The following is a 22506-nucleotide window of genomic DNA, read 5'->3' as shown; positions in this document are numbered from 1 at the left end:
CTGGAGTCAGGGCCGCTTCCGCTTCACCGCTGGACCGGAGGAGTGCCGCCGTCCTCGCCCGGTGACAGACCGAGCATGTCCAGCAGCATCCGGCAGTCCTCGGTTCCCAGGGCGCTGCGCGCGACCGCGAGCCTCGCCCGGTGGACCTGGTCGTCGGAGATCCGCGAGGGCTCTCCGTTGCGTTGGGCCGGCACGGTGGGCCCGCCCTGCCGTGACATGCCGTCGTCCTGTGTGAACAGGAACTTCCGCACTTCCAGTGACCCGCTCATAGCACCCTCCCCGACTTGAGGTGTGGCGAGGCTAAGCGACCTGGGACAACGGCCGCAGCCCCCCGCAGAGTGATTCCACCGCGACCCAGCGTTACTTTCCGTACAGGTGCGGCGCGTGCCTCGTGGGAAACCGACCGGGGATGATGGATCCATGACCGACCCCACGCCGGAGCCTTCCCCCGAAGCAGAGGGCCAAAACTCCTCCCAGACACCTCCCTCCGTCGACCAGGAGGCGATCTTCAGGGCGATCAGCGGCATCGACCTGAACACCATCGAGGCCGACATCGAGTCCTCGTTCGGCGCCAGGCTGGCCGAGCTCGACAAGATGCTCGAGGGCCTCGACGACCTGGTCAACAAGATCGAGGGCGACCTCCAGAACCTGGACCAGCCCAAACCCGAGAGTCCTGAGTAGATCGCGTACCCCAGGGGGGTATAGACTCGGAGCCCCGTACAGAGAAAGGGCTCTCATGTCCGTCACTGCCACCTACACCGTCACCGGCATGACCTGCGGCCACTGCGTCAGCTCCGTCACCGAGGAGCTGACCGAGGTCGCTGGCGTCACCGCTGTCGACGTCGTCCTGGAGACCGGCGCGGTGACCGTCACCAGCGACCGCGAGCTCGGTCGCGACGAGGTCGTCGCCGCCGTGACCGAGGCGGGGTACAAGGTCGCCTGATGACCACGACCGAGCCTCGTCACGTCGAGCTCAGCATCAGCGGCATGACGTGCGCTTCGTGTGCGAACCGCATCGAACGCAAGCTGAACAAGCTCGACGGCGTCTCCGCCACCGTGAACTACGCGACCGAGAGGGCCAGCGTTCAGTTCCCGGACAACCTGCAGGTGGGCGACCTCGTGTCGACCGTGCGGGCGGCGGGCTACGACGCGGAGGAGCCCCGGCCGGAGGCTCCCGAGGACGACGAGGCCGACGAGCTGGGCCTGAGGGTGGTGCTGGCCGCCGCGCTCGGCGTGCCGGTGATCGTGTTCTCGATGGTCCCGGCCTGGCAGTTCCCCACGTGGCAGTGGGTGTCCATGGTGCTGGCGAGCATGGTCGTGCTGGTGTGCGGCTGGCCGTTCCACCGCGCCGCGTTCGTGAACGCACGGCACGGCACCACCACCATGGACACCCTCGTGTCGATGGGCGTCTTGGTCTCGTACGTGTGGTCGCTTTACGCGTTGTTCTTCGGCGAGGCCGGCGTCATCGGCATGCGCCACGAGTTCAGCCTGATGCCGCGCCCCACCACCTCCGGCGACATCTACCTCGAGGTCGCGGTCGGCGTGACCGTGTTCGTGCTGCTCGGCCGCTGGCTGGAGGCCCGGTCGAAGCGCAGTGCGGGCGTGGCCCTGCGGGCGTTGCTCGCGCTCGGCGCCAAGGACGTGGCGGTGCTGCGCGACGGCGTCGAGACCCGCGTGCCCGTCGGCCGGCTGAGGGTCGGTTCGCGGTTCGTGGTCCGTCCGGGTGAGCGCATCGCCACGGACGGCCTAGTGGTCGAGGGCAGTTCGGCCGTGGACCGCTCGATGGTCACCGGAGAATCGGTGCCCGTCGAGGTCGGCGAGGGCGATCCGGTCGTCGGCGGCACGGTCAACGCGGGCGGCCGGCTCGTCGTCGAGGCGTCGTCGGTCGGCGCGGACACGCAACTCGCCCGGATGGCCCGGCTCGTCGAGCAGGCCCAGGCGGGCAAGGCGGAGGTGCAGCGCCTCGCGGACCGGGTGTCGTCCGTCTTCGTCCCGGTCGTCGTGCTGATCGCGCTGGCGTCGTTCGGTGCCTGGCTGCTCGCCGGACGCCCGCTCGAGTTCGCGGTGACGACGGCCGTGGCCGTGCTCGTGATCGCCTGCCCGTGTGCCCTGGGACTCGCCACCCCCACGGCGTTGCTCGTGGGCACCGGCCGCGGCGCGCAGCTCGGCATCCTCGTGAAGGGCCCCGAGGTGCTCGAGTCGACGCGGCGGGTCGACACCGTCGTGCTCGACAAGACCGGCACCGTCACTTCAGGACGGCTGACCGTGGTCGACGTAGTGCCCGTCGCCGGCGTGTCGCGCGACGAGGTGCTGCGGTTCGCGGCGGCCGTGGAGAACGCGTCCGAACATCCCATCGGCGCGGCCATCGTGCGCGCCGCGGACGACGTGCCACCGGTTTCGGACTTCGCCTCCACCGACGGCGTGGGCGTCAGCGGCCTGGTCGAAGACCGACGCGTCGCGGTCGGCCGCGTGCGCGACGCAGAGCTCCCCGAGGAACTTCGTGCGGGCACGGCCGCCCACACAACTCGGACTGTTGTCGCGGTTTCCTTTGATGACAAGGTTGTCGGAATCGTTGCCGTGTCGGACGTCGTCAAACCCACGTCCGCACAAGCGATCCGAGAACTCAAGGAACTCGGCCTCCACCCGGTCCTGCTGACCGGCGACAACGCCGCGGTGGCCGCCGCCGTGGCGGACGAGGTCGGCATCTCCGAGGTCATCGCCGACGTCATGCCCGCCGGGAAAGTCGCCGCGATCCGGAATCTCCAGGCACAGGGCCGAGTTGTCGCCATGGTCGGCGACGGCGTGAACGACGCGCCGGCCCTCGCCACCGCGGATCTGGGGCTGGCCATGGGAACCGGCACCGACGTGGCCATCGAGGCGAGCGACCTCACCCTCGTCCGCGGCGACCTGCGCGTCGCGGCGGACGCCATTCGGTTGTCCCGCAAGACGTTGGGCACGATCAAGGGCAACCTCTTCTGGGCGTTCGCCTACAACGTCGCTGGACTCCCGCTCGCGGCGCTCGGGTTGCTCAACCCCATGATCGCGGGGGCCGCGATGGCCTTCAGCAGCGTGTTCGTTGTTACCAACAGCTTGCGACTACGGGGTTTCCGTCCATCGGCAGCATAAGAATCTCGTGGCGAACACTCCCCAACGAGCGCGTGCGCGTGCAACAATCCAAAAGCTGACACACCCCCGGTCAGCGCCTGTGGAGATCCCCTCCGGCCCCCGCGTTCCTCCCCCTGGCGCGGGGGCCTCCTCCCTCTCGCGAAGGCTGCTCGCGCTGCGCGCTTCGCCGCCTTCGTGAGTCGGAGTGTTCATCTGGGGGGCCGAGCCCCCCAGACCCCCAGCCGGGGGCACGCCCCCGGACCCCCATCGGTTCTGCGGCCTGCGCGGGTGTCCCGGCTCGCCTCGCCTTCGGCGTTGGCCGGTCGCCCCGCCTCAAGAGGCTCACCTCGTCACCATCACGCCGCTCTCATCACGCCGCGCCGCTCTTGCCCGGCCCCCCACTCTCGCCGCCCCTCCCCTTTCCATCTCGCCGTCATCCCGGCCATACCCAGCCATGCGGCACCCTCTCCGTCACCCCGCCGTACCCACCCATCGGCACCCCGCCGTCCCACCCGCGCGACGCCGACCCTCGCGCGCCGCACTCCTTCCCCCTCCGCGCTCACCCACGCCGCGCCACCACCACGCCTCACCCGACCGCATGCGCCCCGGCCCGTTTCATCTCGCCCTAGATCCACTGTGAGTAGCAGGCATTTACACCTTGGGGTGACCCGGGTCACAGGGGTTTGGGTTCTGTGACCTAGCCGTTATCGTGTTCCGGTGCCTATCGGATCCCTCGGACGCTCCAAGTCTGGCCGTCATCGTCCCGCGGACGAACCGCAGGTCGAAGCGACGTCGCCCGACGAGGAGCTGACCTCGTACCTGGCTGCCCTGGCCCCGGACTCGGACAACGAGACCACCGCGTCGGGTTTCGGCAGCTCGCAGGTGTACCAGCTGAGGCTGCAGCTCATGGCCAACGAGCAGCTCAAGGAGCTCGCCGCCGAGCGCCAGACCTCGCCGCAGGCTCTCGCCACGGAGTGGGTCATGCAGCGCCTGGAGTGGGAAGCGCGGCAGCGCGGCCACTAGATCCAGCGAACGAAGAAGGACCCTCGACCGAGCCCGGTCGAGGGTCCTTCTCACATACGGCTCAATTGCGGCTTTGCAACAGACTTTCAGACCGCGCGGACGTTCTGGGCCTGCGGACCCTTGGTGCCCTGGCCGACCTCGAACTCCACGCGCTGGTTCTCCTCCAGGGTGCGGAAGCCCTGACCCTGGATCTCCGAGTAGTGGACGAAGACGTCAGCGCCGCCGTTGTCCTGGGCGATGAAGCCGAAGCCCTTTTCGGAGTTGAACCACTTGACAGTGCCCTGTGCCATGAACCTGCCTCCATCGCAGGAAAGCTTGGGGCTGCACCGTGCAACCCCGGCCGTCCCGGGGGCGTTCGGCAAACTCGCTTAGAGCGCACCGCACGCCCGCGTGTCGTTCCGCGAGCGTGTGAAGCACGAACACAGAAACCACGGCCTGCGCGGGTCAGCCTAACGTGTGATTGGTCATAGCACTACAGGTCATTACCGGCCAGTTGGGTGCCTCAATAGGGGGAAAGCCGCTGGTCCGGGTGGGTGATCGCGAATTGCCGAGCAACGTGCTCACGCCCGACGCGTCTTCTTCAACATCAGACGAGGGGATCTTGGGGGAGCACGTGTTCAGGCCACTGGTTTTGGCTCTGCTGCTGGGTTTGACCGCCTGCAGCGCCGCACCCGACGCACCGCCGTCATCCTCTGCTCCGGTCGTGGAGCAGAAGGCGAAGGCCGCACTGACGGTGACGCCCGCATCGGGTGAGGAGATCAGCCCGGCGGGTCCGTTCGAGGTCGGCGTGACCGGCGGATCACTGACGGCCGTCGCCCTGACGGGTGCCGACGGTCGGGTGGTGAAGGGGGAGCTCACCGCCGCCCGGTGGATCGCCACCGAGAACCTGGGTTACAACAAGGCCTACACGTGGTCGGGCACGGCCAAGGGCGAGGACGGCGCCGAGGTGCCGGTCACCGGTTCGTTCCGCACGGTCAAGCCGCAGCGGCTCGTCAACGCCTCCCTCAACGTCGGCGACCACCAGACCTACGGCATCGCGATGCCGATCAGGGTCAAGTTCTCCGCACCCGTGCAGGACAAGGCATCGGCGCAGAAGGCCATGACCGTCACGACCTCCGTGCCGACCGAGGGCTCGTGGGCGTGGCTGTCCGACACCGAGGCGCACTGGCGGCCGCGTGAGTACTGGAAGCCCGGTACCGAGGTCACGGTCGACGCCGGCGTCTACGGCGTGCCGCTGGGGGGCGGCGCGTTCGGCACGGACGACGTGCACGTGCAGTTCAAGATCGCCGACAGGGCGTTGGTGGCCAAGGCGAACACGCAGACCAAGCGGTTCGAGATCTACCGCGACGGCGTGCTGCTGCACGACCTCCCGGCGTCGTACGGCCTGGAGAGCGACCCCGGCCGCGTCACCCGGTCCGGCATCCACGTGGTGCAGCAGAAGGAAGCCTCGCGGAGGATGAAGAGCACGACGTACAACTACGACGTGCCGGTCACCTGGGCGGTGCTGATCTCGCAGAACGGCGAGTTCGTGCACGAGAACAACGGCACGATCCCCCAGCAGGGCAAGGAGAACGTGTCGCACGGGTGCGCGAACCTGTCCGGCCCCAACGCCAAGACCTTCTTCGACCTGACGATGGTCGGCGACCCGGTCGAGGTCGTGGGTTCCTCGGTGCAGCTCGGCCAGGCCGACCCGAACGGGCCGGCTCCCGGCGACTACTGGCAGTGGACCGTGGACTGGGCGGCCTGGACCGCCAAGTCGGCCGCGACCAACTAGCGGTGTGGCGCAGAACGTTGCCGGGGGAATTCGCGGTCAGACGGGTGCATCGTGGTGCCGCCCCACGTCCTCGTACTGGTGGTACGGGGGCGTGGGGGCGGTGCCGCGAGGCGCCCTGCTGAGCGTGGATCACCTCGCCAACGTTCTGCGACGCGCCGCTAGCTCTTCTCGGTGATCTGGGGTGGCTGCGGGATCTCGTAACCCGACGGACCGACGTTGCGTTCGAGGGCCCGCTTCCACTCACCGCTCGAAATCATCTTCTCGATGGCCTCGTTGACGGCGTCACGCGACTCGGCGTCGCCCTTCGGCACGCCGATGCCGTAGCGCTCCTTGGAGAACGTCTTGCCGACGAGCTTGAGCAGCTCGGGGTTCTCCGCGGCGAATCCGGCCAGGATGACCTCGTCGGTCGTGACGGCGTCGACGTTGCCGGCCATGAGAGCGATCACGCAGTCGGAGTACTGGCCGTACTCCTCCAGCGTCACGCCCTTCGAGTAGTCCGCCTTCACCTTCTGCGCGGAGGTGGAACCCTTGACCGAGCACAGCGTGCGGCCGTTCAGCGACTCCGGCCCCTGGATGGCGTTCTCGGTGAAGCGCACCAGGATGCCCTGGCCCGTCTCGAAGTACGGGCCGGCGAACGCCACCTTCTCCTTGCGGGCGTCGGTGATCGAGTACGAGGCGATGATCAGGTCCGCCTCGCCGTTCTCCAGCATCGACTCGCGGGCGGCGCCGCGCGCCTCCTTGAAGGTGATGCCGCTTTCCTTCACACCGAGCTCGTTCGCCACGTACTTGGCCACGTCCACGTCGAAGCCGACGTACCGGCCGTCGAGGCGCCGCTCGCTCAGGCCCGGCTGGTCGTAGCGGATACCGATGGTCAGCTTCCCGGAGTCAGCACGTCCGATGACTGTGCTGGTGTCACCGCTCCCACAGGCGGTGGCCAACACCGCAACGGCGGTCAGGAGCGCGGCACGACGGATCACGACAGGCCTTCCAAGGGTGTTGTGGAGTCGTGCGCAATGCTACGGACCTGCGGCGATGATCAACTGTGACGTATGACAACTACGGCAGTCGCGCTCGACTGGGCGTCACATGCTTCCCGTGCCGCTCGATCGCGCGCTTCAGGTGGCCGGGAGGAGCCAGTCTCCTGATCTTGCCCGGCACCAAAAGCGCAGCTCGGCGCATCATTCGCAACCAGAGGTCCGCGTGCGCGTAAGGCGGGCGGCCGTGCAGCTCCAGCGCCCAATCGGGCAGCACGGAGTACGCCAGGTGGCCCACCAGCACGCGGTAGACCGGGAGCCCGTGGCGGACGAAACCTTGCACGGGTGGTCCGTGCAAGAAGGTGTAGATCACATCTGAATCGTGTGTTCGACGCAAAACAGGACGCATCCGCTCGAAGTAACCGAGCATCTCGCGCCGTGATCCCGGTACTTCATCCGGGTGCAATCCGACCAAACTCGCCGCGAAGCGCTGCTCTTCGTAGTAACGGTCCTTCTGGCGGTCGGACAGGCCGTACCCCGCCCGATCGAGAACTGTTTCGAAGCAGTAAACCTCCGAGCAATGCACCCACAACAACAGTTCGGGTTCGTCGACGCGGAACGACCTGCCGTCGACGACGCCGCGCAGGCTGCGGTGGGTGGCGCGCACGCGTGCCGAGGCGGTGGCGATCTCCTCGTCGGTGCCGTAGACGCCCAGGCCGACGAAATCGGCCGTGCGCTTGAGCCTGCCGAGCGGGTCGGCCTGGAAGTTGGAGTTCTGCACGACCCCCGCGACGGCCTGGGGGTGCAACGCCTGCAGGTAGAGGCTCGCGATCCCGGCGATCCACATCGTCGGGTCCGCGTGCATCTGCCAGCTGACGGAGTTCGGATCCGGCATGCGGACATCGTCCCGCGTCACCAGGATGAAGACCATGGAACTGGACCAGGCACGGGAAGTGCTCCGCAGCCAGCACCGCGCGGTGTTCTGCGCGCTCAAGTCGGACGGCACGCCGGCCATGTCGCCGGTGCTCGTCGCGTTGGACGACAACGGGGACGTGCTCGTCTCCACACGGGCGACGGCGTACAAGACGAAGCAGGTCCAGCGCGATCCGAACGTGTCGCTGTGCGTGCTGCCGGACAGCTTCTTCGGGCGCTGGATCCAGATCAACGGAACGGCGACGGTGGTGCCGCTGCCCGACGCGATGGACCTGCTGGTGCAGTACTACCGGACGATCTCCGGCGAGCACTCGGACTGGAACGACTACCGGGCCGCGATGCAACGCGAACAGCGCGTGGTCCTGCGCATCGCCCTGACCGGCGCGGGACCCGATAAGACCGGCTGATGAGCATTCGGTAACACGGTTACCGGGCAGGACGATTCCACGGGGACGGCGGCTACCGGGCAGGCGGAACCTGGGGAGCGGAAGCGATGACTGGTGTCAGACGCCGCGGCTACTTCTCAGCCGCGGCCGCGGTGATGGGCGCTGCCCTCATCGCGGCGTTGCTGGCGGCACCCCCGGACAAGCCGGTCGACATCCGCCTGGTGGCACCGCCGCCCCCGTCACCCGAGGTCATCACCGCGACGGCCACGACCACGGTCTCCGCGATCGGCGCCCACCGGCCGCCACCGCCTCCCCCGCCCCCGCCGCCGGGGCAGGACCCGCCGCCCCGGCACCGGCCCGACCACCGGCCGCCGCCACCGCCGGGACACTTACCTCCCGGGCAGTCCAAGCCCGATCTGCTGGACATGCTGCGCTGCGACTCGAGCCTCCTCGGCGAGGAGCTCGAGCGCTGCCTCCGGCTGCCGCTCGACGAGGCGTTGTGCGACCTCCTGGAGGAGTACGACCTGAAGCCTGCCGACCTGCGCGGGCCGGACGGCAGGCCTCTTCAGCTGAAGTGCGACAAGCCGATCAGGCCTTGAGCTCGCGCAGCCTCGCCAGGTTCGCCTCCGCCAGCGAGCCGAGCAGCTGCGCCTCACCGAGGTAGTGGTCGTCGATCAACGCCTCGACCTCGGCGTCGTTCATCGCCGGCACGATCCGCGCCGCCATCCTGTTCATGTTGCGGTAGCTGCCCTGCAACAGGAACGGCTGCCCGGACGGATCGGCCGCGGACGCGATGTAGGCCTGGTTGACCTTCAGCACGACCTCCTGGACCCGTTGCAGCTTGCGGACCACCGACAGCATCCTCTCCAGCTCGACGGTCTCGTACTCGTGCCGGACGCTCTCGCCGTTCGCCAGGCGCACCAACGGTTCCACGTCGACACCGCCCAGCGTCGGGTTCGAGCCGGACGCGTTCTCCAGGTAGCTCAACGCGAACAGCGCGTCGCGACCGGACAGCACGTCACCGAGGTTCCACACGTCCGCGCGGTTCGCGAGCATGTCCGGCACGCGGAACGCACGACCGGTCTCGGTGTACGGGTTTCCGGCCATCGACACCGCGAAGCGCTTGCCCCGCAGGTCGAACGTGCGCGGCTCGCCGTCCCAGACGCCGTCGATCCGGCGTTGGGCGTCGCACAGCGAGATGAACTTCTGCAGCAGCTCCGGTGAGGTGTGCTGGATGTCGTCGAGGTGCAGCAGGACGTTGCTGCCCAGGGCGAACGCGAAGTTGATGCGCTCGACCTCCTGGCGTGCGGTGGCGTTCGGCGCCTCCTCCGGGTCGAGCGAGGTGACGCCCGTGCCCAGCGCAGGGCCGTTGACCTTGACGAACACCATGCCCAGTCGGTTCGCGACGTACTCGATCAGCGTCGTCTTGCCGTAGCCGGGCGGGGAGATCAGCATCAGCAGACCGGTGCCGTCGTTCAGCTGCTTGGTGAGGTTGTCGCCGATCAACGGCAGGTAGACCTCGTTCAGCAACCTGTTGCGCACGAACGTGTTCAGCACCGCGGGCTGGTACTCGTCGAGCCGGAGCCTGCGCCGTTCCTCCGCCAGCAGCTCGTCGCGCCGGCGTTGGTAGGCGCGGAAAGCGGGCACCTGGTCGGTGTTGAACCTGCGCAACCTGGTGAGGGTCTCGTCCAGCCGCAGGTCCATCGACTGGTTGTGCACGCGCGGGTGCACGCCGAGCAGGCCGGTGACGGTCTCGGTCAGCGACGCGCTGGAGTCGTAGCGCGGCAGATCGGTGAGCAGGACCGCGACGACCTCGGGGAACTCCGGGCAGTCCTCGTCCTTCAGGAACGCCTTCAGCCACGCCTCGATCAGGTCGCGGTCGTGGAGCTCCTCGCTGACGACCGCGCGGAACCTGTCGATCACCGCGCGGGCGGCCTTGCTCGTGACGAACCCCCGGGGCTCGCAGGCCAGTTCCTCGAACAGGTACTCGGCGGCCAGGTCCCCGATGCCGAACTGGCTCGTCAGTTCCGGGATCCCGTGCGTGCCGCCGAAGATCGTGCGGGCACGGGCCAGCGACTCGGCCTTGCGCGCCCACACCGCACGCTGGTCTTCTCCTTGCCCGGCCCAGAAGAGTTGCGCCTCCGCCCTCGCCGCGGGCGGGTACCGCAGCAGTCCGGCGCCGGCGTGGAGTCGTTGCAGGACAGCGAGGATCTTCTCGGCGTCGTGGTCGTGGACGCCCTTCTCGTAGCCTTCGTCGTAGCGCTCCGCGGCGGCGTTCACGACGTCCGTGCGGCCCTCCGCCAGCAGGCACCCGGCCAGGTGCTCGGACCGGTAGACGTCCTGCGTCTCCGAGACGAGCAGCTGGTCCCAGAAACCCCTGGTGTCGGCGAACCCGGGATCGGTGACCTCACTGCGGTAATCGGTGCCGGTGACCGCGTAGAACAGCCTGCCGTCGCGTGGAACCAGCGTGAGGTTCATCGGCTCGGTCGTCACCGGGAAGCGGTGGCGACCGAGCACGATCGACGCGCCGTCGTACAGATCGGCCCGGTCGCGCAGTGCCCGGCCTCCCTCTTGCCTGGCGTCGCGCAGACTCCCGTCGAGCTCGTCGGCCCTGACGTCGCCGAGCTCCCGGAGCTGCTCGGCGACCGCGCGGACCTTCGCGACCATCGGGTCGCCGGCGAAGTAGGTGTTGATCTCGTCGGTCGAGGTCAGCTTGGCGAGGCGGCGGCGGATCGTGCCGAGCACCCGTTCCGCCGACTGCACGAGCCGGTCGGACTTGCGCGCCCGCTCGTCGAGCAGGGTCTGCTTGCGGGCGGAGAACGCCTCGTAGACGTCCGTGCGCTTGGCACCGACCTGGGCCAGGAAGTCGTCGAACTCGCCGAAGCGCGACTCCAGGTTCTCCAGCTGCAGCAGGAGCCGTCCGAGCTGGTCGTCGCAGCGCTGCGGGGTGTCGGCGACCGAGAGCGCTCCCGTGATGGCCTGGCCGAGCAACGCGAACTCCGCGGCGAACTCGGCGCGGCCCTCGGCGTTCGCGAGCTGCGCCCTGCGACCGTCCACAGTGGCCCGCGCGCGGTTGACCGCGGCCAGCACCTCGCCGATGCTCGCCAGGATCTGCGTGCGGGTCGTGGTGTCGGCGGCGTCGAGCGTGCTGACGACCTCGGTCAGCACCTCCAGGCCGGTCTGCTGCTGCGCGAGCCGTTCACGCAACGGCCCGGCCTCGGCCGCGGTCTTCAGCTCCGCGGCCGCGATCTGCTCGATCTCCTCGTGATACTGGGCGAATGCGTTCTCACCGCTGAGGAACGCGACGGCTCGGCGTGCGGACGCGCCGAGCTCCTCGACCAGTTCGGCCTCTCGCCGGTCGATCTCCTCCAGATCGACGTACTTGAGGTCTTTGAGGGTGATCAGGCGGCCCTGGGCGGACCTGAGGTCGGCGAGCAGGCGGACCCACTCGTCTGCGCTTCGGGGAGCCGCCGACCTGGCCAGTCGGATGAGGCTGGCCAGCTTCTCCGCGGCCTCGTGCAGTTGCTGCGCGGCGTGCTCGGTGAGCGTGCGGACGGCCTCGAACTCGTCCAGCACCTGCTCGGCGGTGGCCCGGACGGCCAGGACGTCCTGCTTGAGCCCCAGCTCGTCGAGCCAGAAGACGCTGTCGACCACCCTGGTGCACAGGGCGATCAGGCCCTCGAACACCGGCGCGCTCGGGGTCGTCTCGGCGCTCATCCTGGTGATGGACAGGCAGTCCGAGATGCCGCGGACGAGCTCGGCGTTGCCGATGCGGGCGAGCGGGCCCGCCTGGTCCGGCAGGGTCTCGTCGGCCATGAACGGCGTGCGCCAGACCTGCATCGGGTGCACGCGCACCGGGTCGGAGCCCGTCTCGCGGAAGACCACCAGCGTGCCGTCGGCGAAGAGCGAGTAGCCGTGGCACGTGATCGGGGTGGCGACCTCCTTGCGGATCACGTTGTAGGGCAGCAGGAGGCTGCGGCCCTCGCGGCGGGCGTGGTAGACGAACAGCACGTCCTCGCCGTTCGCGGACTTGACGACCCGTTCGAACTCCAGCTCGTCGGTGTCGACGTCGAACGTCTTGTCCGCGCCCGTGACGAGGTAGTAGCCGCCGGGGAAGATGATCCCCTGGTCCTCCGGCAGCCGCTGGCACGCCTGGCCGATGCCGTCGAGCCTGGTGACGACCTTGGTGCGGGTGTTGAAGACCAGGTGCCGCCAGACCGTCTCCTTGTACGGCAGGATCTTGAGCAGGATCAGCGGGCCGACGCGAGCGTAGTGGATCTCGGCGTCCGCGAGGCTCTGCAACGGCTCGTCGACGGGCTCTTCGTAGACGCCCTCGCCGGACTCGGTGTTGTTCTCGACCTTGACGGTCAGCGTGCCGCCGACCGTCTCGACGAAGACCTCACCGTCGATCGCGATGTGCGGGTGCCGGCCGAGCACGTGCTGTTCGCGGGTCGTCTCGACCCACCTGAAGTCGTGCGAGGGCGGGAAGACGTGGTCGCGGTCGCCCCGGTTGTCGACGTAGGTGACGGTGCCGTCGACCTTCACGTCCCAGCGCAGGACGTGGATGTCCTCGATCCGCACGCCGGTCTGGAACACCGCGAGCAGCCGCTGCTCGACGATGCGCAGCTGGAGCAGCCGCGTCTCGCGGTAGTAGCGGTACAGCTCGGCGAAGTCGTTGAGGAACCTGGGGTCCCGCAGGAACTCCGCCTCGACCGCGGCGAAGTCCCTGCCGTGCGCCGCGAAGACGTCACCGACCTTGGTCTCGGGCTTGAGGCCCATGAAGACGTTGTAGCCGAACAGCATCACGTCGCCGAGCGCCACGATGTCCCGTGGCACGCAGTTGTTCTCGGTGCGGATGCGTTCGGTGGCGACGAGTTCGAGGGCCGTGCTGCCGAAGGTCTCGACGCGCTGGTCGTTCAGCGCCTCGGTGCTGCGGGCGAGCTCGGCGGCCTGGTCGGCCAGCCTCGCCCGCAGCACCTCGTAAGTGCCGGCGTCGAGAGCCGTCATGCGGTCTGGCCGTTGTTCTTGGCCATCTGGGTCAGCGCGATCGCCGCGGCGATGTTCTGCGCGTCACCCGTCGTGAACGAGCTGAGGATCTTGGTCAGGTCCTCCGGGAAGTTGTTCGTGCCGTCCATCCACTTGGAGCCCAAGGCCTGCACGACGTCGGAGTTGCCGACGAAGCTGTCGACCTGCTTGCCCGCCGTGATGGACGCGGCGATCTTGTCGAAGAACATCGTGTCGCCGCCGACGATGTCGATGTCGGCCTTCTCCAGGCCGGCCGCGAGGACCATGGCCTGGGCCTCGGCGACCTGGCGCTGCACGTCGATGCCCTTGAGGCGGATCTCCTTCTCGGCTTCGAGGCGCAGGCGGTACTCCTCGTGCTCGCGCGTGGCGGTGTCGAGCGCGGCCATGGCCTCCGCCTTGTGCGACAGGCCTTCCGCCTCGCCCTTGAGGCGTTCCTTGATGCCCTCGGCGTCGGCGAGCGCCTTCTCGCGGTCCACGACGGCCTCGGCGCGGCCCAGCGCCTCGGACGCGGCGGCGTCCCGTTCCTTGACCAGCGCGTCCGCCAGACCCTTCGCCGCGGCCTCGGCCTGCGTGCCCTCGGCGAGGCGGATCTTGGCGCGCGCGTCGAGGTCGGCGGCCTGCTGGCGCGACTCGGCGAGCACGACGGCCTCGCGGGCCTTGTGCTGCGCGGCCTGTTCCGCGGCCTCGGCGGCCTTGATGTCCTTGACGAGCGACTGCTGCGCCTCGGCCTCGGCCATGATCACGATCTGCTGGCGCTCGCGCTCGGCCTCCTCGACCGCGCGCAGGCGCTTGATGTTCTCCTCCTGCTCGGCCACCGTCTTCTCCACGGCGACGCGCTCGCGCACCAGGTCGGCGATCGCGCGGCGCTCGTGCTCGAGCTCCTTGTCCTTCTCGATCATGCGCAGCGAGGTCTCGCGCTCGCGGGCGATGACCTCCAGCAGGCGGTCCTTCTCGATGCGCTCGGTCTCGACGGCGATCACGCGCTCGCGGTTCTTCTCGGCGACGGCGATCTCGCGGGCCTTGTTCTCGGTCTGGATGCCGAGCTGCTCCTCGGTGCGGATGAACGCGGTGTTGGCCTTGAGGCGCTCCTCGGCCTGCACCTTCTGCGTCTCCGCCTCCTGCTGCGCGCGGGCGGTCTCGATCTCGCGCTTCTGCTTGATCTCCGCGTCGGCCTGGCGGCGTTCGAGTTCCAGGATCGCCTCACGCGCGCTGACGTTCTGGCGCGTGATCTCCTTCTCCTCGTTGCGGGTGAACTCGTTGGTCTTGACGTGCTCGATCGCGGTCAGCTCGGTGATCTTGCGGATGCCCTGCGCGTCCAGGATGTTCGCGGGGTCGAGCTGCTTGAGCGGCGTCTGCTCCAGGTAGTCGATGGCCGCGTCCTCGAGGCTGTAGCCGTTGAGGTCGGTGCCGATGACCTGCACGATCCGGTCGCGGAACTCGTCGCGGTGGGTGTAGAGGTCGACGAAGTCGAGCTGCTTGCCGACGGTCTTGAGCGCCTCGGAGAACTTGGCGTTGAACAGCTCCTGCAGCGTCTGCTCGTGGCTCGCGCGCTCGGTGCCGATCGCCTGCGCGACCTTGATGACGTCCTCGACGGTCTTGTTGACCCGCACGAAGAACGTGATGCGGATGTCGGCGCGGATGTTGTCCTTGCAGATCAGGCCCTCGTTGCCGGCCCTGCGGATCTCGATGGTCTTCACCGAGATGTCCATCGTCTCGCAGCGGTGCAGCACCGGGAGCACGACGGTGCCCGTGAAGGTCACGTCGACCTTGCGCATCTTCGAGACGATGAGCGCCTTGCCCTGCTCGCACTTCTTGAAAAGTCTGCTCAGCGTGATCAGTGCCAGGATCAGCACTACCGCGATCACGGCGATCAGCACGATCAACCCTGTGGAGATCGCACCCATGTTCAGCCCCCTGTGGTGATGTCCACGACCCAGAAGAACTCGCCGTCTGCGTCGTAGTCGAAGATCAACGCGGTCTGTCCCGCCCTGAGTTCGGTGCTCTGCGCCGCCCGCACCTGAACGACCGCCGTACCGCCGTCGTCGGCGGTCACCTCGGCCTGCCCGTACTGCTCGGTGACCCTGGCCGTCCGCACGATCGCGGTGCGGCCCACGAAGTCGTTGCGGGACGCCGGTTTCTCCGGTTTCGTCCACCTCTTGACCGGGATGAGAAGGATCCTGGTGACGAGCGCGCCCACGAGCAGGGCCCCGGCGAGGATCGCGTACCGGAGCTTGCCCTCGGGAGTGAGCACCGTGCCGACCAGTGCCGCGAACCACGTGATCACGACGAAGATCGAGATCGAGACCGGCATCACCGGGGCGTCGAAGTCCAGGCCCACCAGCGCCACCGTCAGCCAGTACGCCAGCACCAAGAGCAACAGGAAGCTGAACACCACTGTCGGAAACGCCAGCGCGGCAGCCAGGAACTCGGTCATCATCGCCCCCCTTCTCGTCATTCTGATGCGCCGACCGGCCGTTTCGTTGCACTTTCGGGAATGATCGATGGAAATCGATGGTTGGCGCGGTCATGGACATCGGGGTGCAGGGACTCAACGTCGGTGACGCTGCGAGGCCGGACGAGACGCGACGGCTCGCCCGACTGGCCGAATCTCTCGGCTACAGCTCTTGGTGGGCGTCCGATCACGTGGTGCTGCCGTCGCCGCGCGTGGACCCGTCACCGTCCGAACCGGACACGGTGTTCCTCGATCCGCTGACCCACCTGGGTTTCGTGGCGGCGGTCACGTCCACCCTGGAGCTGGCGACCGGGATCGTGATCCTGCCGCAGCGCAACCCGGTGGTGCTCGCGAAGCAGGTCGCGTCGCTCGACCTGCTCAGCGGCGGCCGGTTCACGCTCGGCGTCGGCGCGGGTTACCTCGAACCGGAGATGACCGCGGTCGGGGTGTCGTTCGCCGACCGCGGTGCCCGCACCGACGAGTACCTGGACGCGATGGACCAGCTCTGGCACGCGGACGCGCCGTCGTTCGCGGGCAGGTTCGTGTCGTTCTCCGGGATCGACGCCCATCCCCGGCCGTCGAACGTGCGGGTGGTCGTCGGCGGGCACAGCCCCGCGGCGTTCCGTCGGGCCGTGACGCGTGCGCAGGGGTGGTTCGGCATCGGCACCCCCGACGAGATCCGCGGCCACCTCGCGCGTTTCCCCTCCCGCCCCGACGGGTTCCGGATCAGCGTGTCCGCGCAGGTCCCGCTGTCGGCGCCGGTCGTGCGGGAGTACGAGGACCTCGGCGTCGACGAGCTGGTGATCTACCCGCCGCTGTTCGACGGCACGGTGGACGAGGTGCTGGAGAGGTACGCCGAGTTCACCGGCTAGCCTCGGACGTCGTGATCCCCGTAGTCGTGCTCGCCGGCTTCCTCGGTTCCGGCAAGACCACCCTGCTCAACCACCTGCTGCGCACGTCCGGCGGCACGCGGATCGGCGTCGTGGTGAACGACTTCGGGCGGATCAACATCGACGCGTTCGCCGTGTCCGCCCAGGTCGACTCGATGGTGTCGCTGTCGAACGGCTGCCTGTGCTGCGCGGTCGACGGCACCGAACTGGACGGGATGCTCTCGAAGCTGGCCTCGGCCGACCTGGACGTCATCGTGATCGAGGCGTCCGGCCTGGCCGAGCCGGCGGCGATGGTGCGGATGGTGGTGCAGGCGCCCGGTGTGTCCTACGGCGGGCTGATCTACGTGGTCGACGCGGTGGAGCTCGACGCCGTGCCGCACCTGGAACGCGATCTCGCGCTGGCCGACCTGGTGGTGCTGAACAAGGTCGACCGCGTTCCGTCGCCGCCGTCGCTGCCCTGCTCCGCGCCGGTCGTGCCGGTGACGTACGGGCAGATCGACCCGGCGTTGCTGTTCGAGGTGCGCCCGCCGGACCTGGGACCGCGGCAGCTGTCGTTCGACGACCTGGACGACCACTCGACGCACGCGCACGCCTCGTACGACAGCGTGTCGTTCGAGTCCGCGGAGCCGTTGCACCCCAAGCTGTTCATGGACTTCCTCACGGCGCGGCCCGAGGGGTTGTTCCGCGCCAAGGGTTTCGTGCGGTTCCCGCTCGGCACGTTCATGCTGCACACCGTCGGCGCCTACGTGTCGTTCGAACCCGTCGACGAAGCCCCGACGCAGCTGGTGCTGATCGGGGCGGGCATCGATCCGGAGGCGTTGACGGACTGGCTGATGGCGTGCGAAGCGGACGGACCGGTCACCGAACAGGACATGCTCTGGGTGCTCCGGTACGCCCGCTGATCTTCGCTACTTCTTGCAGAGCGCGGTGTCCATCACGTCGTACATCCGCTGGAACTTCCGCATCGGGTCGTCGCCGAACGTCCCCGGCAGCGCGGTGATGGTCATCGCCGCGTGCCTGCCGCCGTCGGTCGCCCCGCCGAACGACGCCCAGCCGTGGATCGACCCGCCGTGGCCCCACCAAACCCCGCCGCAGCTGAGCTCGGTGCTCTCCAGGCCGAGCCCGTAGGCGCTCTTCTCGTCGATCGCGACGGTCCTGCGCATCTCGTCGAGCTGCGGCTTCGCGAGCAGGCCTCCGTTGAGGAGCGTCTTGAAGAACTTGGCCACGTCGCTGGGCGTGGACACCATCGCACCGGACGCCCACGCCGCCGACGTCTCGATGTCGGTCGCGTCGACGACCTGCGACTTCGGGTCGAGCAGGTCGCTCAGCGCGAAGGCCTGCGCGTGGCGGCCGCGGATGCGCTGCTCGCCCTGGCTCGGCCAGTAGGTGTCCTTCAGACCGGCCTGCTTGACGACCTCGTCGATCGCCTCGCCGACCGGGCGCCCCGTCACCTTCTGGATCAGCAGGCCGGCGACGACGTAGTTCGTGTTGCTGTACTCGTACTTCTCGCCCGGCTGGAAGCTCGGCGCCTTGGCCAGCGCGGCGTCCAGCAGGTCGTGCGGCGCGAAGTACCTGTTCCGGACGTCGGCGATCTTCGGCACCCCGACGTCGACCACGTAGTCCGGCAGGCCGCTGGTGTGCTGCAGGACCTGGCGCACGGTGATGTGGCCGTCCTTGATGTGCGGCACGTACCTGTTCACCGGTCCGTCGAGCTCGACCTTGTTCTCGCCCACCAATTTGAGCGTCGCGACGGCCACGAACGACTTGGTGATGCTGCCGATCCGCACCTGGCCGTTGACCGGAGCGTTGCCCCGCGCGAGGTTCCGGCCGTTGACATGGGCTTCGACCCCGGGCGACTTCTCCTGGACGATCTGGTCGAGCTGTTGCGGCACGAGCAGGGCGAGCGCGGTCAACGCCGCCACGGCGATCACTTGGCACCGCACAAAGCAGCGTCCACAGTGGCCAGAACCGCGTCGTGCGCCTTGCCGGCTTCCTCGGGCGTGTCCTGGAAAGTACCGGGCAGCGCCGTGACGGCGACCGTGAAGGCCCGGCCGGATTCCGTGACCCCACCACGCGTCTCGAAGCCGTGGATGTCCCCGCCGTGGCCCCAGGAGACCCCGCCGCAGGACAGCGGCGAGCTGGCGATCCCGAGCCCGTACCGAGCACCCGGCCACATCTCACCGGCGGTGTCGACGGTCTTCTGCATCTCCTGGACCTGCGCCCGCGGCACCAGCTCGCCCTTCAGCAGCGCGCGGTAGAAGGAGTTGAGGTCCTTGGTCGTCGAGATGATCTGGCCGGCGGCCCAGCCCCAACTCGGGTCCATCTCGGTGACGTCCTCGATCCCGTTGCCGGTCTTCGAGTACCCCTTCGGGTGCTTGCCGCGGATCGTCTCGTCACCGACACCGGGCCAGTAGGTGTCCTGGAGCCCGGCCTTCTTGATCACCCGGTTCTCGACCACCTCCGCGACCGGCCGTCCGGTGACCTTCTGGACCAGCAGACCGAGCAGCACGTAGTTCGTGTTGCTGTACTTGAACTTCTCGCCAGGCTCGTTCGTGACGGGGTTCGCGTTGCCGACGTCGAGCAGCTCGCGCGGCTCGAAGTAGCGGTGCCGCACGTCCTCGAACTTCTCGAGCCCCAGGTAGCCCGTGTAGTTGGCGAGGCCGCTGGTGTGGTTCAGCAGCTGGCGGACCGTGATCCGGTCGTCCTTCACCGCGCCGGGCAGGTAGTGGTTGATCGGCTTGTCGAGCTCGACCTTCTTGTCCGCCACCAGCTGCATGACCGCCACGGCGACGAACGCCTTGGTGTTGGATCCGGCGCGCACCTGCCCGTTCTTCGGCACCGGCGTCCGCTTCCCGAGCTCGGCCGTGCCCGACGTGTAGGCCGTGGCCCTGCCGTTGGCCTCGGTCGTCGTGCCGAGCGCCGCCGGGAACCGGTGCTCCTTCGTGAGCCCGTCGAGCTGTTTCTGCGCGCTGCCCGCCGGCGCGGCCATGACCGTTCCCGCTCCGGTGAACAGCATGGCCGCCGCCAACACGCCTACCAGCGTCTTCTTCATCCTGTGCCTCCCCTTGCCGTGGTGAGGACAAGATTTCCGCTTCCGGGGGTCTCGGCGCAGTCGCGCACACTTCCGTTCTCGAGGTGGAGCAGGCTCTACCTCAGTACCGGACGCTGCTCTGCAGCAGCGGCGGGTAGACCGCGGAGTGCTCGCCGTCCACCGTCGTGCCGGCGAACTGCAACATGGCCCTCAACTCGCCGTGGAGGTTCGCCGGGTAGTTGAGATCAGGCCGCGACACGGCGTCGAGGGTCGCGAGCTGGTCTGCGGTGAGCGTCACCTCCTCGAGGTTGCTCTCGAGGTGCTCCAGCTTCCGCGCCCCGATGATCGGCACCACGGTCCCCTCACGCTGCCGCAACCAGGCCAGCGACACAGCTGCCGCAGTCGTTCCGGTCTCGTCCGCGATGGCCGTGACGACGTCGATGACCTTGAACTCGTCCTCGGTAGGCGGGTTGACGAACTTCGCCCGCTCCGAGTCCGCGACCTGCACGTCCCGCCGGTACTTGCCGCTCAGGAACCCGTTCTTGAGCGGACTCCAAGGCACGAGCGCCATACCCGCGTCCCTGGCCAGCGGCGCGACCTCCCCCTCCACCGTCCGCGCGAGCAACGAGTACTCGACCTGCAACGCGATCAGCGGCGTCCAGCCGTTGAGGACGGCCATCGTCTGGGCCTGCGCCGTCACCCAAGCGGGCACGTTCGAGAACCCGATGTACCCCACCTTGCCCGATCCCACCAGGTCGTCGAGGACCCGCATCGTCTCCTCGACGGGGGTGTTCCGATCCCAGTTGTGCATCCAGTAGAGGTCGAGGTGGTCGGTCTGCAAACGCCGGAGCGTCTGCTCGAGCTGCCTGCGAATGGAGCTCCGCCCCGCCCCACCACCGTTCGGGTCACCGGGGTGCATGTTGAAGAAGAACTTGGAGGCCAGCACCACCCGATCCCGGCCACCGTTGCTCCGGAAGAAGTCGCCGAGGATCTTCTCCGAGTGCCCGTTGGTGTAGAAGTTGGCCGTGTCGACGAAGTTCCCGCCGCGGTCGAGGTAGGTGCGCAGGATCTTCTCGGACTCCTCGACGCTCGCGCCGGCGGCCCCGGGGTCCTCGCCGAAGGTCATCGCGCCGAGGGCGAACGGGCTGACGCGGAGGCCGGAGCGGCCCAGGGTGACGTAGTGGTCGAGCGGCATCTTCGTGGCTCCTTCTGGTCGTTCGCTGTGCCTCCAATTCCAGCGTTCTGGGGGGTCGGGGCGGTACGACGATCCAGCTTCGTTCTTGCCTGATCCTCTCTTTGGGAGTGGATTGGGGGCCGTGACCGTGAGGTTGGCAACCCGGAGGACATGCGGGGGTGGAGATCGGTAGGCTGTCCCGGCGAGGGCTGCTAGCTCAATTGGCAGAGCAGGAGACTTTTAATCTTCGGGTTCAGGGTTCGAGTCCCTGGCGGCCCACCAAACCCCCAGGTCACAGGCCTGGGGGTTTCGCTTTGGAAGATCACTGATACGCCTTTGATGCGCTTTACTCGCTGACTCTCAATCTGCGCACTCGGTCGGTTCGCCCTGCTCAGGCCGGTCAAGCGCCCCTTCCAACGCATCAGCCGCCTTCCGATCGACCGCCTTTCGGGCCAGGTAGGTGTCCTGGGTCATGGACGGCCGAGCGTGGCCGAGCTGGTCCGCGACGACCCGCGCGGAGAGCCCCGCCTCATCGAGGATGGTGGCCGCCGTCTTGCGGAAGACGTGCGAGGTCACCCACGCGAACTCGTCTCCTCCCCGAGCCTTCCGGATGTCCCTGCGAGTGTTCGACGGGTCCCGCAGGCCACCCAGGCTGTTCGGGAAGACCGGCCCGTTCGGGAACAGCGTGGCCGCACGACGCCGCCGCAACATGTCGAGCGCCCACCTGGGCAGCGGAAGCGTCCGCTCTCCCGCCTCCGTCTTGGTCGACTTCCTGATCAGCCCGAGCCCACCGGCCCGGATGACCGTGTAGTTCACGTCGACCGTTCCGGCCTCGAAGTCGACGTCCTCCCAGTAGACGGCCAGCGCCTCACCGATCCGCACGCCCGTGGCCATCATGAACCGCGACAGGTCAGGCAGGTCCTTCCGAACCGCCGCCGGGTCGGACTCCAGCATCTCCAGCCACAACAGACGCTCCTCCCGCGTGAGCGCCCTGGGGCTTTTCTTCCGGCCGCTCTCCAGCGGGTCCGTGTCCCGGACGGGGTTCGTGTCGAGCGCCCGATCCCGCACCGCGATCCGCAGGGCACCCGAGATCACCGAGCGCGCCGTCTTGGCACTGTCGACGCCGACCGACCTCCACAGCGCACCCAGGAACGCATCGATCCGGGCGACCGTCATCTCACGAATCCGCAGCTCACCGAGGCCCGGAAGGACATGCCGGCCGAGGATGCTCCGGTAGGTGTCGAGGCTGCTCGGCGACCGCTTGCCCATGTCCACGAGCTTCTGGAACTTCACCTGCCACGCTTCGAGCGCGTCCTTGAACCGACTGTCTGGCGTCAACGAGTCTCCCGCCGGGCCTTTGCGCTCAGCGAGCGCCTTCTTGAGCCTCCGCTCAGCCTCAGGCTTGGTCTTCCCCCTGCGAAGCACCGGCCGCGTCTTACCGTCGAAATCGCGGTAGTTCGCGACGGCTACCCAGCCGGACTCCGTTTGACTGCAACGAATCTTGCCGTACGTGCCGATGTCGAGCGGCGGACGAGCCATCAGGCCGCCTCCTCAAGCAGGTGCTCGAACCAGCTCCGCACCTCGGACGGCAGGTACCGCAGGTGCTTCCCCAAGCGCCGTGCGGGCGGGCCGTAGTTCTTGGTCCTCCAGCCGTAGAGCGTGTGGACCGGGACGTTCAGGTAGGCAGCAACGTCGCTGACTGTCCACAGTGGCTCGAACTGGTGTGTCTCCATGATGTT

General features: G+C 68.3%; 21 protein-coding genes and 1 tRNA gene. 10 read left to right on the top strand and 12 right to left on the bottom strand.

Annotated features, from left to right (window positions below; genetic code table 11):
• Positions 1–23: 23 nt before the first annotated feature.
• Positions 24–269 carry a hypothetical protein gene (locus ND450_RS34540; RefSeq protein WP_089918898.1) on the bottom strand — a complete coding sequence of 82 codons (246 nt, stop codon included), beginning with the start codon at positions 267–269 and terminating at the stop codon, positions 24–26.
• A gap of 151 nt (positions 270–420) precedes the next feature.
• Between ND450_RS34540 and ND450_RS34535 the strand changes: the two genes are divergently transcribed.
• The 4 genes from ND450_RS34535 (at position 421) to ND450_RS34520 (ending at position 4128) form a co-directional block, all read left to right on the top strand.
• Entirely contained in the window at positions 421–681 is a 261-nt protein-coding gene (locus ND450_RS34535) for a hypothetical protein (RefSeq protein WP_253322475.1), read from the top strand.
• 55 nt (positions 682–736) lie between these two features.
• Complete coding sequence (locus ND450_RS34530) at positions 737–943, top strand: heavy-metal-associated domain-containing protein (protein WP_089918894.1); 207 nt, start codon at positions 737–739, stop codon at positions 941–943.
• Positions 943–3126 carry a cation-translocating P-type ATPase gene (locus tag ND450_RS34525; RefSeq protein ID WP_253322474.1) on the top strand — a complete coding sequence of 728 codons (2184 nt, stop codon included), beginning with the start codon at positions 943–945 and terminating at the stop codon, positions 3124–3126. Before ND450_RS34530 ends, ND450_RS34525 begins: the two co-directional genes overlap by 1 nt.
• A gap of 696 nt (positions 3127–3822) precedes the next feature.
• Positions 3823–4128 (top strand): hypothetical protein, encoded by a 306-nt coding sequence (locus ND450_RS34520; protein WP_089918890.1) that lies wholly within the window; start codon positions 3823–3825, stop codon positions 4126–4128.
• Between the two features lie 86 nt (positions 4129–4214).
• On the opposite strand, the gene ND450_RS34515 is transcribed toward ND450_RS34520, so the two are convergent.
• A complete protein-coding gene (locus tag ND450_RS34515; RefSeq protein ID WP_030477903.1) occupies positions 4215–4418 on the bottom strand; it encodes a cold-shock protein in 204 nt (67 codons plus the stop codon).
• Between the two features lie 413 nt (positions 4419–4831).
• Between ND450_RS34515 and ND450_RS34510 the strand changes: the two genes are divergently transcribed.
• Complete coding sequence (locus ND450_RS34510) at positions 4832–5902, top strand: Ig-like domain-containing protein (RefSeq protein WP_253322473.1); 1071 nt, start codon at positions 4832–4834, stop codon at positions 5900–5902.
• 158 nt (positions 5903–6060) lie between these two features.
• On the opposite strand, the gene ND450_RS34505 is transcribed toward ND450_RS34510, so the two are convergent.
• Together ND450_RS34505 and ND450_RS34500 are read right to left on the bottom strand one after the other, a co-directional pair.
• Positions 6061–6876, bottom strand: a complete 816-nt coding sequence (locus ND450_RS34505) for a glutamate ABC transporter substrate-binding protein (protein WP_253328081.1) — start codon at positions 6874–6876, stop codon at positions 6061–6063.
• Between the two features lie 82 nt (positions 6877–6958).
• Positions 6959–7741, bottom strand: a complete 783-nt coding sequence (locus ND450_RS34500) for an oxygenase MpaB family protein (protein ID WP_256557340.1) — start codon at positions 7739–7741, stop codon at positions 6959–6961.
• Positions 7742–7805: 64 nt separating this feature from the next.
• Between ND450_RS34500 and ND450_RS34495 the strand changes: the two genes are divergently transcribed.
• Both ND450_RS34495 and ND450_RS34490 read left to right on the top strand, forming a co-directional pair.
• Positions 7806–8216 (top strand): PPOX class F420-dependent oxidoreductase, encoded by a 411-nt coding sequence (locus tag ND450_RS34495; protein WP_253322471.1) that lies wholly within the window; start codon positions 7806–7808, stop codon positions 8214–8216.
• Between the two features lie 86 nt (positions 8217–8302).
• Positions 8303–8794 (top strand): hypothetical protein, encoded by a 492-nt coding sequence (locus ND450_RS34490; protein WP_253322470.1) that lies wholly within the window; start codon positions 8303–8305, stop codon positions 8792–8794.
• Here ND450_RS34490 and ND450_RS34485 read toward each other — a convergent pair.
• The 3 genes from ND450_RS34485 to ND450_RS34475 are packed head-to-tail and all read right to left on the bottom strand — an operon-like array spanning position 8784 to position 15654.
• Positions 8784–13202 (bottom strand): DNA repair ATPase, encoded by a 4419-nt coding sequence (locus tag ND450_RS34485; protein WP_253322469.1) that lies wholly within the window; start codon positions 13200–13202, stop codon positions 8784–8786. The two genes, ND450_RS34490 and ND450_RS34485, sit on opposite strands and share 11 nt — an antisense overlap.
• A complete protein-coding gene (locus ND450_RS34480) occupies positions 13199–15124 on the bottom strand; it encodes a flotillin family protein (RefSeq protein WP_253322468.1) in 1926 nt (641 codons plus the stop codon). Before ND450_RS34480 ends, ND450_RS34485 begins: the two co-directional genes overlap by 4 nt.
• A gap of 2 nt (positions 15125–15126) precedes the next feature.
• The gene (locus ND450_RS34475; protein ID WP_089919141.1) at positions 15127–15654 is read right to left on the bottom strand and encodes a hypothetical protein; all 528 of its coding nucleotides are present in this window, start codon (positions 15652–15654) and stop codon (positions 15127–15129) included.
• 92 nt (positions 15655–15746) lie between these two features.
• On the opposite strand from ND450_RS34475, the gene ND450_RS34470 reads away from it, so the two are divergent.
• Together ND450_RS34470 and ND450_RS34465 are read left to right on the top strand one after the other, a co-directional pair.
• Entirely contained in the window at positions 15747–16544 is a 798-nt protein-coding gene (locus ND450_RS34470) for an LLM class F420-dependent oxidoreductase (RefSeq protein WP_253322467.1), read from the top strand.
• An 11-nt stretch (positions 16545–16555) separates the two neighbouring features.
• Positions 16556–17464 carry a GTP-binding protein gene (locus tag ND450_RS34465; RefSeq protein WP_253322466.1) on the top strand — a complete coding sequence of 303 codons (909 nt, stop codon included), beginning with the start codon at positions 16556–16558 and terminating at the stop codon, positions 17462–17464.
• 6 nt (positions 17465–17470) lie between these two features.
• Here the strand turns inward: ND450_RS34465 and ND450_RS34460 are convergent, their stop codons facing one another.
• The 3 genes from ND450_RS34460 to ND450_RS34450 form a co-directional block, all read right to left on the bottom strand.
• On the bottom strand, positions 17471–18493 hold the full coding sequence (locus ND450_RS34460) for a serine hydrolase (protein WP_253322465.1): 1023 nt from the start codon (positions 18491–18493) through the stop codon (positions 17471–17473).
• Complete coding sequence (locus tag ND450_RS34455; protein ID WP_253322464.1) at positions 18490–19614, bottom strand: serine hydrolase; 1125 nt, start codon at positions 19612–19614, stop codon at positions 18490–18492. The genes ND450_RS34460 and ND450_RS34455 overlap by 4 nt, the downstream gene beginning before the upstream one ends.
• 100 nt (positions 19615–19714) lie before the next feature.
• Positions 19715–20788 carry an aldo/keto reductase gene (locus tag ND450_RS34450; RefSeq protein WP_253322463.1) on the bottom strand — a complete coding sequence of 358 codons (1074 nt, stop codon included), beginning with the start codon at positions 20786–20788 and terminating at the stop codon, positions 19715–19717.
• A gap of 185 nt (positions 20789–20973) precedes the next feature.
• Between ND450_RS34450 and ND450_RS34445 the strand changes: the two genes are divergently transcribed.
• Positions 20974–21049, top strand: a tRNA-Lys gene (locus ND450_RS34445).
• A 78-nt stretch (positions 21050–21127) separates the two neighbouring features.
• Here ND450_RS34445 and xerC read toward each other — a convergent pair.
• Positions 21128–22105: a tyrosine recombinase XerC gene (gene xerC / locus ND450_RS34440; protein ID WP_371927482.1), complete on the bottom strand. Its 978-nt coding sequence runs from the start codon at positions 22103–22105 to the stop codon at positions 21128–21130.
• A gap of 200 nt (positions 22106–22305) precedes the next feature.
• A complete protein-coding gene (locus ND450_RS34435; RefSeq protein WP_065915790.1) occupies positions 22306–22500 on the bottom strand; it encodes an AlpA family transcriptional regulator in 195 nt (64 codons plus the stop codon).
• Between the last annotated feature and the right edge of the window lie 6 nt (positions 22501–22506).

The organism is Lentzea sp. HUAS12 (assembly GCF_024125735.1).
Taxonomy (GTDB): Bacteria; Actinomycetota; Actinomycetes; order Mycobacteriales; family Pseudonocardiaceae; genus Lentzea; species Lentzea albida.
Note: the sequence above shows the minus strand (reverse complement) of the source record. Positions and strands in the feature narration are given on the sequence as shown.